The organism is Fibrobacter sp. UBA4309 (assembly GCF_002395745.1).
Lineage (GTDB): Bacteria > Fibrobacterota > Fibrobacteria > Fibrobacterales > Fibrobacteraceae > Fibrobacter.
Genome location: NZ_DGUN01000068.1, coordinates 1 through 9,315 on the forward strand (window position 1 = coordinate 1; position 9,315 = coordinate 9,315).

Annotated in this window: 8 protein-coding genes, 1 tRNA gene and 2 pseudogenes; all 11 read left to right on the top strand. The window is 54.8% G+C overall.

The genetic code is table 11. The features are described 5' to 3' along the window. Positions 1-198: pseudogene (gene tuf, locus B3M32_RS09560) on the top strand (elongation factor Tu); the annotation flags it as partial. A 12-nt stretch (positions 199-210) separates the two neighbouring features. After that, positions 211-363 (top strand): 50S ribosomal protein L33, encoded by a 153-nt coding sequence (rpmG, locus tag B3M32_RS09565; protein WP_290745952.1) that lies wholly within the window; start codon positions 211-213, stop codon positions 361-363. Between the two features lie 11 nt (positions 364-374). After that, a tRNA-Trp gene (locus B3M32_RS09570) sits at positions 375-447 on the top strand. A 19-nt stretch (positions 448-466) separates the two neighbouring features. Next, entirely contained in the window at positions 467-655 is a 189-nt protein-coding gene (secE, locus tag B3M32_RS09575) for a preprotein translocase subunit SecE (protein ID WP_173798953.1), read from the top strand. A 4-nt stretch (positions 656-659) separates the two neighbouring features. Then, on the top strand, positions 660-1,202 hold the full coding sequence (nusG, locus tag B3M32_RS09580; protein WP_290745956.1) for a transcription termination/antitermination protein NusG: 543 nt from the start codon (positions 660-662) through the stop codon (positions 1,200-1,202). 30 nt (positions 1,203-1,232) lie between these two features. Further along, positions 1,233-1,658 (top strand): 50S ribosomal protein L11, encoded by a 426-nt coding sequence (gene rplK / locus B3M32_RS09585; protein WP_290745959.1) that lies wholly within the window; start codon positions 1,233-1,235, stop codon positions 1,656-1,658. Between the two features lie 39 nt (positions 1,659-1,697). Beyond that, complete coding sequence (gene rplA / locus B3M32_RS09590) at positions 1,698-2,384, top strand: 50S ribosomal protein L1 (RefSeq protein ID WP_290745961.1); 687 nt, start codon at positions 1,698-1,700, stop codon at positions 2,382-2,384. An 8-nt stretch (positions 2,385-2,392) separates the two neighbouring features. Next, positions 2,393-2,929 (top strand): 50S ribosomal protein L10, encoded by a 537-nt coding sequence (rplJ, locus tag B3M32_RS09595; RefSeq protein ID WP_290745964.1) that lies wholly within the window; start codon positions 2,393-2,395, stop codon positions 2,927-2,929. Between the two features lie 51 nt (positions 2,930-2,980). Further along, positions 2,981-3,361: a 50S ribosomal protein L7/L12 gene (gene rplL, locus B3M32_RS09600; protein WP_290745967.1), complete on the top strand. Its 381-nt coding sequence runs from the start codon at positions 2,981-2,983 to the stop codon at positions 3,359-3,361. A 105-nt stretch (positions 3,362-3,466) separates the two neighbouring features. After that, a complete protein-coding gene (rpoB, locus tag B3M32_RS09605) occupies positions 3,467-7,741 on the top strand; it encodes a DNA-directed RNA polymerase subunit beta (RefSeq protein ID WP_290745970.1) in 4,275 nt (1,424 codons plus the stop codon). Between the two features lies 1 nt (position 7,742). Next, positions 7,743-9,315 (top strand): annotated as a pseudogene (locus tag B3M32_RS09610) (DNA-directed RNA polymerase subunit beta'); the annotation flags it as partial.

Here is a 9,315-nt window from a genome sequence, read left to right on the forward strand (position 1 = left end):
CAGTTCTACTTCCGCACCACCGACGTGACCGGCACGATCCAGCTGCCCGAAGGCGTCGAAATGGTGACCCCGGGTGACACGGTCACGATCCACGTGAACCTCATCGCCCCGATCGCCATGGAAAAGCAGCTCCGCTTCGCTATCCGCGAAGGTGGCCGTACTGTTGGTGCTGGCTCTGTAACCGAAATCATCAAGTAATCAGGGTTAAAAATGCCTAGAGAACTCATCACGCTCGAATGCACCGAATGCAATCAGCGCAATTATGACTGCGACAAGAACAAGCGTCTTCATCCTTCCCGCGTGGAATATAAGAAGTTCTGCCCGTTCTGCCGCAAGCATACTGTTCACAAGGAAACAAAGTAAGGATTCTGAATAGGTCGGTAGCTCAATTGGTAGAGTCACGGTCTCCAAAACCGTTGGTTGGGGGTTCGAGTCCCTCCCGACCTGCTCAAATTCCGGAGTCATCATGCGTAAGATTCAGCAATATGTTAAGGAGTCCATCCAGGAACTGAAAAAGGTCACTTGGCCGACCTGGGAAGAACTCAAGGGATCGACTCTCGTCGTGATGCTTTTCAGTGTCATTATGGGGTTGTATATTGCCGGTCTTGATGTGGCTTTCTCCATGGTCATAGACAAGATTATGGGTAGAGGTTAGTACTATGAAACGTTGGTACGCCATCCATACCTTCTCTGGCCAAGAAAACAACATCAAGAAGCATATCGAGCAGATGATTGAACGCGAAGGCGTTCAAGACAAGTTTGGCCAGATTATCGTCCCGACCCGCGAAGTTGTCAGCAACGTTCGCGGTCGTCGTCGTACATCGACCCAACTCTTGTTTCCTGCTTATATCGTTATTGAAATGGAGCTGGACGAGCTCACCCAGCACCTGGTGTCGACCATCAATGGCGTCACCCATTTCGCCGGAATGACACGCGCTTCTCGTGTTCCTATTCCGCTACAACAGAGCGAGGTCGATCGTCTTCTTGGAGTTGATCCTGATAATTCTACGGAAGGCGAGATCCAAATCCCGTACGAAATTGGCGAAAATGTCCGCATCAAGGAAGGTCCTTTCAAGGACTTTGTGGGCGTCGTAGACGAAATCATGGAAGACAAGACCAAGATCAAGGTCATGGTCACCGTCTTCGGTCGTTCTACGCCTGTCGAACTTGCCTTCAACCAGGTTGAGTCCGCAGACGCTTAATAGTACGGTTTTTGCAACGGAGATAAAAAAGTGGCAAAGAAAATTACAGGCTATATTAAGCTCCAAATTCCTGCTGGCGCCGCCAACCCGGCTCCCCCGGTAGGTCCCGCCCTTGGTCAGAAGGGTGTGAACATTATGGAGTTCTGCAAGCAATTTAACGCGAAGACCCAGAACGACAAGGGAATGATTATCCCGGTCGTCATTACTGTCTACGCCGACAAGAGCTTTACCTTCATCACGAAGGTGTCGCCGGTTCCGGCCCTCATCAAGAAGGCCGTCGGCATTGAAAGTGGTTCTGGTGAACCCAACCGTAAGAAGGTTGGCAAGATCACCAAGGCCCAGATCCAGGAAATCGCCCAAAAGAAGATGCCGGATCTAAACACAATCGACCTCGAATCCGCTATGCGCATGGTCGCGGGCACTGCTCGTTCCATGGGTATTGAAGTGGTTGACTGAGGCAGGTAATTCACCGTTACGTATCTGACAGGAAACACCATGTTCAGAGGAAAAAAATACAAAAAGGTTGCTGAAAGCATCGATCGTAACAAAGCTTACGGTCTCGCCGAGGCAATCGAAATACTCAAAAAGTCCGAATTGAAGTTCGACCAGACGGTCGAAGTGCACTTCAATCTCGGTGTGGACCCAAAACATTCCGACCAAGTGGTTCGTGGCACTGTCGTGCTTCCGCATGGTACCGGTCGTTCGGTCCGCGTTCTCGTTTTTTGCAAGGACAACAACCTTGAAGTTGCAAAGAGCGCTGGCGCTGACTACGCGGGTGGTGCTGACTTGGTTCAGAAGATTCAGGAAGGCTGGCTGGACTTTGACGCCGTCGTTGCTACTCCCGACATGATGCCGGTGATTAGTAAGGTGGCTCGTGTCCTCGGTCCTCGTGGTATGATGCCTTCTCCGAAGGCCGGCACGGTTACGGTTAACGTGGCCCAGACGGTCAAGGAACTCAAGGCAGGTAAGATTTCGTACCGCGTTGACAAGGGTGCAAACGTCCACGCCCCCGTTGGCAAGCTCTCCTTCAGCGTTGACCAGCTGGCTGAAAACGCCAAGGCTGTGATTGACTCTGTCGTGAAGAACAAGCCCCAATCTTCTAAGGGCACTTACATCAAGAGCCTCACTTTGACGGCTACGATGGCCCCGGGCATCAAACTTGATATGGCACTGACACGATAGGAGAAACCATGAAAGCTGTAGTTAAAAAACAACAGACCGTGGACGCCCTCGTTGAATCCTTCAAGGATGCCACCGCCGTCTACCTGCTCAATTACCAGGGCATCACTGTCGAAAAGGACAACGCCCTCCGTAAGGCTCTCGCTTCTAAGGGTGTCAAGTATCATGCTGTGAAGAATACTCTTCTCAAGCGTGTGCTCGCTGCGCTCAAGGTAGAAGGCCTCGACGAAATGCTGACCGGAGCTACCTCCGTCATGGTCGGCTTTGCCGATGACCCGCTTCTGCCGGCTCGCGAAATTGAAGCGTTCCACAAAGCTAACCCTGATTTCTTGGTTGCCAAGAGCATCTACCTTGATGGTAAGCCGATGCCTGGCTCCGAAATCGTGAACCTCGCTAAGATTCCGGATCGCAAGGGTATGATCGCTCAGGTCATCGCCATCGCTCTCGGACCTGGCGGCACGATTGCCGGTCAAATCAAGGCTCTCCAGGAAAAGCTGGAAAAAGAATCGGGTTCCGAAGCAGCCCCTGCTGCTGCACCGGAAGCTTAACAACAAACCACAAACCAAAAATTTTAAACGGAATAATCGGAGAAACACATCATGGCAACTGATATCAAGGCACTGGGCGATCAAATTGTTGGTCTTACCCTTCTCGAAGCCAAGGCTTTGGCTGACTACCTTAAGGAAACTCACGGCATTGAAGCCGCTGGTGGCGTCGTAATGGCTGCCCCGGCTGCTGGCGCTGGCGCCGCTGCCGAAGAAAAGACTGAGTTCGACGTCATTCTTGCTGAAGCCGCCGCTGCAGACAAGAAGATGGGCATCCTCAAGGAAATTCGCGCTATCACGGGTCTCGGCCTCGGTGAAGCTAAGAAGTTCGTTGAAACTGCCGGTAGCGTCATCAAGGAAGCTATGCCGAAGGCTGACGCTGAAGCTCTCAAGAAGAAACTCGAAGAACTCGGAGCAAAGGTTACCCTTAAGTAATGCTCTCAGTTCTTTGAACTGCTATTAACCAATCGCCTGCACGGGAGTGCGGGCTTTTGGTGTTTTTTTCTAACAAGGCTCTTCTCACCGGATGAGGTATTTCTAATGATTACGGAGCGAAAAAGTTATTCCTCCAACAGGTTCCATCTGGAACTTCCGTATTTGATCGAAGTCCAGAAGGCTTCCTACGAGCAATTCCTTCAAAAGGACATTCCTCAAGAAAAGAGATTGAAGGTCGGCCTGGAACGCGTCTTCCAGGATATTTTCCCGATCACGGACCCCAACGGTCTGTTCTCCTTGGAATACGAAAAGTACAGTTTCGGCATTCCGAAATACAGCATCCCCGAATGCCGCGAGCGTGGACTTACCTATTCCATGGAACTCTACGCCACTCTCGCTCTCCGCGTGTTTGAAAAAGACGGCGAAGATACCCGCCTCAAGGAAGAAGTCAAGAACGACGTCTTGATTTGCGAACTTCCGATTATGACGGAAAACGGCACGTTCATCATCAACGGCGCCGAACGCGTAGTCGTTTCGCAGCTGCACCGCTCCTACGGTGTGAGCTTCGACGAAGAACTCCAGCCCAACGGCCGTTCCGACTACAAGAGCCGCATTATCCCGCATCGCGGTGCATGGGTCGAATTCAATACCGAAGGCGACATCCTGTACCTCATCATCGACCGCAAGAAGAAAATCGCCGCTACCGCCATGCTCCGCAGCATCGGTTTCGAGACGACCCAGGACATCCTGAACCTCTTCTACAAGCAGTTCGAAGAAGTCAGCGTCACGGAAGAATCCGAAAAGTTTAACGACGAAGGTGTCTGCGTCCTTATCGACCGCATCATCTTCAAGGACGTTATCGACGAGTCTACCGGTGAAGTCATCGTCGAAGCCAATACTGTCATTGACGACAAGAAGCTGGAACGCCTTCGCGAAAGCAACGTCGAAAAGATCACGCTCCTTTCCAAGGAAGAAGAAAACCTCCTCATCCACTACACCCTCGCGGCCGACAAGACCCGTTCCCGCGAAGAGGCTCTCCGCTCCATCTACTCTGTCACGCACCAGCAGCAGGACGAAGCTCCGAACCTGCAGGCTGCCGAAAACTATTTCGACGGGTTGTTCCTGAACGACCCGCGCAAGTACGACTTGGGCGAAGTCGGCCGTTACCGTCTCAACGCCAAGGTCTACAACCAGGCTATCCTCTCCATTCTCAAGGAAGTCGCAGAACGCTTCAACATCTCTGATTTGAAGATGCCGTCCGTCACCAAGATGACGATGACCAAGACCGACTTCCTCGCTATCATCGAATACATGGTCGGCCTCTACAACGGCGACGACGGCTACGCTCTCGACGATATCGACCACTTGGGCAATCGCCGCACCCGTTCTGTCGGCGAGCTTCTTGCCAACCAGATTTCTGTGGGCCTGTCCCGCATGTCCCGCGTGATTCGCGAAAACCTGTCGCTCCACAACGACGACGAACAGCCGACTCCGCGCGACCTCGTGAACACCCGCATGGTTTCTTCCGTCGTGCAGGCGTTCTTCGGTTCCAGCCAGCTCTCGCAGTTCATGGACCAGATGAACCCGCTTTCGGAACTTACCCACAAGCGCCGTCTTTCCGCTCTCGGCCCCGGTGGCCTTTCCCGTGACCGCGCGGGCTTCGAAGTCCGTGACGTTCACTACACGCACTATGGCCGTCTCTGCCCGATCGAGACTCCGGAAGGACCGAACATCGGTCTTATCAACTCCCTCGCTTCTTACGCCGTCGTGAACCACTTCGGCTTCATCGAGACCCCGTACCGTATTGTCGGCCTCGTCGATTTCAAGGATGCTAAGGGCAATGTCGTGAAGTTCCCCGAAGAAAAGTGGCACTTTGGCATTTTCAAGGGCTTCGTTCATGACCCGCACCTGTTCGTGCAGCTTGAACTTTCCCGCAAGGAAATGGACAGCGTCCGCATGAACCTCGATATCCGCCAGCGCGACCTCTTCGACAGCTTCGTGAACAAGGTGTTCCAGGTGAAGCAGGCCGACGGCGAAACCCTGTTCGTCAAGAACGGCTCCGTGCTCGACAACTTCAGCGGCACCGCGGACTATGTCCAGGTGGGCGACGCCGTGGAACAGGTTGTTTCTGACTTTATCACTTACCTCACCGCCGACGAAGAAGACGCCTTCAAGGTTGCCCCGGCCTCTACCGAGCTTACCGACGACAACCGTTTCAAGGAAGAATACGTCATTGTCCGCGACAAGAGCGAATACCCGCACGTGCTCCGCCAGGACAGCATCGCCATCGGCGACGAAGACGTGGAACACATCGACCTCATGGACGTGGCCCCGATGCAGATCGTGTCCGTGGCCGCAGGCCTCATCCCGTTCCTCGAACACGATGACGCCAACCGTGCCTTGATGGGTTCCAACATGCAGCGCCAGGCTGTGCCTCTGCTGCGTGCCGAAGCCCCGGTTATCGGTACCGGCCTCGAACGTCGTGCCGCTCTCGACTCGGGTACGGTCGTCCGTGCCAAGCACGACGGCAAGGTTACTTTCGTCGATGCCCGCAACATCACCGTGCAGCGTGGCGACATGGTCGACGGCAACTTCGTGCCGCTCACCGGTCTCGGCGAAAACTACGAATTCCTCGGCAAGGATCCTATCGATGAATACGTTCTGCGCAAGTTCGAACGCAGCAACCAGGATTCCTGCATCAACCAGAAGCCTATCGTGAACGTGGGCGACTTCGTCAAGGCTGGCGACGTGCTTGCCGACGGCGTCTCTACCGATCACGGCGAACTGGCTCTCGGTAAGAACATTCTCATCGGGTTCCTCCCGTGGAACGGCTATAACTACGAAGACGCCGTTATCATTTCCGAAGAACTCGCCATCAAGGACACCTTCACTTCCATCCACATCGAAGAATACGAACTGGAAGTGCGCGACACCAAGCGCGGTCCTGAAGAACTCACCCGCGAAATCCCGAACGTCGGCGAAGATGCCCTCCGCAACCTTGACGAAAACGGCGTGATCCGCGTGGGTGCCGAAGTCGGTCCGGACGACATCCTCGTGGGTAAGGTTACCCCGAAGGGCGAAACCGAACTCTCTCCGGAAGAACGTTTGCTCCGTGCCATCTTCGGCGAAAAGGCCGGCGATGTGCGCGACTCCTCCCTCAAGGCTCCTCCGGGAATGAAGGGCGTGGTTCTCGAAACCCGCATCTTCAGCAAGAAGGACAAGGCCGACAAGAAGAGCAAGGAAAAGGATCAGGAGACCATCGAGTCCATCCGTTCCAATTTCCAGGTCCAGATCGACAAGATCAAGGAATCCTGCCGCGAACACTTGTTCGAACTTCTCGGTGGCAAGGTCGCCGGTAAGGTCATGGACAACGAAACCCATGAACTCCTTATCCGCGAAGGCCAGACCTACAACGAACAGAACCTCGCTCTCATCGACGTGACCAAGGTTTCTCCGCTCTCTACGTTCGTGACTGGTGACGACGAACTCCAGGAAAAGGTTCTTTCCCTCGTTCTCGTTGCCCGCGACAGTCTCGATACCCTGACCCGTACCATGGAAAAGGAAATCGACAAGGTCACGAAGGGCGACGAACTCAAGCCGGGCGTGCTCAAGTGCGTCAAGGTCTATATCGCCAAGAAGCGCTGCCTCTCCATCGGTGACAAGATGGCAGGTCGTCACGGTAACAAGGGCTGCGTGGCCAAGATCGTTCCGGTCGAAGACATGCCGTTCACCGAAGATGGCCGCCCGCTGCAGATCCTTTTGAACCCGATGGGCGTGCCTTCCCGTATGAACATCGGTCAGGTGCTCGAAGTCCACCTGGGCTGGGCCGCCAAGACGCTCGGCTTCAAGGTCTCTACGCCGGTGTTCGACGGCGCCAAGTTCGAGGACATCTGCAAGGAACTCGAAAAGGCCTACCAGAAGAATCCGATCGTGAGCTACGAGATGGATCCGGACAACGACAAGATTATCGGTAAGGCGAAGCTTTACGACGGCAAGACCGGCGAAGCCCTCCTGAACCCGGTGACCATCGGTTACATGTACTACCTCAAGCTCGGTCACTTGGTCGACGACAAGATCCACGCCCGTTCTATCGGTAGCTACGCCCTCGTGACGCAGCAGCCGCTCGGCGGTAAGAGCCAGTTCGGTGGCCAGCGCTTCGGTGAAATGGAAGTGTGGGCCATGGAAGCTTACGGTGCCGCTTACACGCTGCAGGAACTCCTCACCGTCAAGTCCGACGACGTGCAGGGCCGTTCCCAGGTGTACGACGCCATCGTCCATGGCAAGAACACCCCGAAGCCGGGTATCCCCGAATCCTTCAACGTTATGATTCGCGAAGTTCATTCTTTGGGTCTTGACATCGAGACCACTGGAGATAAGTAATATGTCCGAAGAAATGATGGAAATTCAAGAAAATTCTGGCGACATTTCGATTCATCTCGCCGCTCCGGACCTCATCCGTTACTGGTCCTATGGTGAAGTCACCAAGCCGGAAACGATCAACTATCGTTCCTTCAAGCCCGAGAAGGATGGCCTTTTCTGCGAAAAGATCTTTGGACCGGTCAAGAACTGGGAATGCAACTGCGGCAAGTTCAAGCGCGTGCGCTACAAGGGCGTTATCTGCGACCGCTGTGGCGTCGAAGTGACCCACTCCAAGGTGCGTCGCGAACGCATGGGCCATATCGAACTTGCGATTCCTCTCGCTCACATCTGGTTCGTCCGTAACCAGCCGTGCGTGATTGGTGCCCTCCTCGGCCTCAACACCAAGGACCTCGAACAGGTCATCTACTACGAACGCTATGTCGTTATCGACAAGGGCGACACCGACCTCGAAGAGAACTCCCTCATCGACGAAGCCACCTACCAGGATCTCGTCGCCGAAGACCGTAAGTTCGACGCCAAGATGGGCGCTTCTGCCATCAAGCAGCTGCTCGACCGTCTCGATCTCGCCAAGCTTTCTGCCGACCTCCGCCTGCAGGCCACTTCCAAGAGCCGCACCAAGGTCGAAGAAGCCGTGAAGCGCCTCAAGATTGTGGACGCGTTCCGCAAGTCCCAGATGGAAAGCTTCCGCAACTACTACAACAATCCGGATGGTTCCCGCGACAGCGGCAAGGCCTGGCTCAAGGGTCTCGCCGAAGCCGTCGCCGAATTCAAGGCCGATTACGAAGCCAAGCACGGTGAATTCGTGCTCGCCGACGCCTACGAAGAATTCCGTCGCAAGTACCCGAACGAAGTCCGCCTCCTCGCCAACCAGCCGTCCTGGATGATTCTCGACGTGCTTCCGGTGATTCCGCCCGACCTGCGCCCGCTCGTCCCGCTGGAAGGCGGCCGTTTCGCGACCTCCGACCTGAACGAACTCTATCGCCGTGTCATCAACCGCAACAACCGCTTGAAGAAGTTGATCGACATCCGTGCCCCTAACGTTATTCTCTGCAACGAAAAGCGCATGCTGCAGGAAGCCGTCGACCAGTTGTTCGACGGTGGCCGCCGCGTTGCCCGTTCCGGAACGTCTCGCCCGCAGAAGAGCCTTGCCGAACTTTTGAAGGGCAAGCAGGGCCGCTTCCGTATGAACCTCCTCGGTAAGCGCGTGGACTACTCCGGCCGTTCCGTGATCGTTGTCGGTCCGGAACTCAAGATGCACCAGTGCGGTCTTCCGAAGCGCATGGCTTTGGAACTGTACAAGCCGTTCATCATCCAGCGCCTGGAAGAAGACGGTATCGTGTACACGCTCAAGTCCGCCAAGAAGTACGTCGATGCAGAACGCCCCGAAGTGTGGGACATCCTCGAAGAAATCATCGAGGACCATCCGGTCATGCTGAACCGTGCCCCGACGCTTCACCGTTTGGGTATCCAGGCTTTCTATCCGAAGCTCATCGAAGGTAATGCAATCCGCCTTCACCCGCTCGTCTGTACCGCTTTCAACGCGGACTTCGACGGTGACCAGATGGCTGTGCACC

Excerpts from the sequence above, each read along its gene's own strand:
- rpmG (WP_290745952.1), top strand. The coding sequence starts at position 211 with ATGCCTAGAGAACTCATCACGCTCGAATGCACCGAATGCAATCAGCGC.
- secE (WP_173798953.1), top strand. The coding sequence starts at position 467 with ATGCGTAAGATTCAGCAATATGTTAAGGAGTCCATCCAGGAACTGAAA.
- nusG (WP_290745956.1), top strand. The coding sequence starts at position 660 with ATGAAACGTTGGTACGCCATCCATACCTTCTCTGGCCAAGAAAACAAC.
- rplA (WP_290745961.1), top strand. The coding sequence starts at position 1,698 with ATGTTCAGAGGAAAAAAATACAAAAAGGTTGCTGAAAGCATCGATCGT.
- rplJ (WP_290745964.1), top strand. The coding sequence starts at position 2,393 with ATGAAAGCTGTAGTTAAAAAACAACAGACCGTGGACGCCCTCGTTGAA.
- rplL (WP_290745967.1), top strand. The coding sequence starts at position 2,981 with ATGGCAACTGATATCAAGGCACTGGGCGATCAAATTGTTGGTCTTACC.
- rpoB (WP_290745970.1), top strand. The coding sequence starts at position 3,467 with ATGATTACGGAGCGAAAAAGTTATTCCTCCAACAGGTTCCATCTGGAA.